This window comes from Nocardia amamiensis, from assembly GCF_015477605.1.
Lineage (GTDB): Bacteria > Actinomycetota > Actinomycetes > Mycobacteriales > Mycobacteriaceae > Nocardia > Nocardia amamiensis_A.
Genome location: NZ_JADLQX010000276.1, coordinates 1 through 308, shown reverse-complemented (window position 1 = coordinate 308; position 308 = coordinate 1). Strand labels below are relative to the sequence as shown.

Annotated in this window: 1 protein-coding gene; it reads right to left on the bottom strand. The window is 57.1% G+C overall.

Features of this window, described 5'->3' with window-relative positions:
* A partial coding sequence (locus IU459_RS40345; protein ID WP_228839077.1) for a hypothetical protein occupies positions 1–308 on the bottom strand: 308 nt, incomplete at both ends.

Below are 308 nucleotides of genomic sequence, written 5' to 3'. Positions count from 1 at the left end.
CCGGAACCCCATCTCCAGGAAATGTGGCACGCCGTTGACCACAATAAAATCGATATGAAATGCACCCTGACGGTAGCCAAAGGTTTCGCAACAGAAGGTCATCAGGCTGCTGAACGACGCCGGCAGGGCCGCTGCCGCCATCGCCACATGCCCCGACTCATAAAAGCTGACGCAGCCCTCGGCATCCCGGTGCTGCTCAATCACCTTCTGGCAGCAGGTCAGCGCCTGGGGATGTCCCTGATGCACTACGCCCTGTAATGAAAACTCATCGCCAATCAGTGCGCTTTCCACAATAAAGCCGCTGAAGC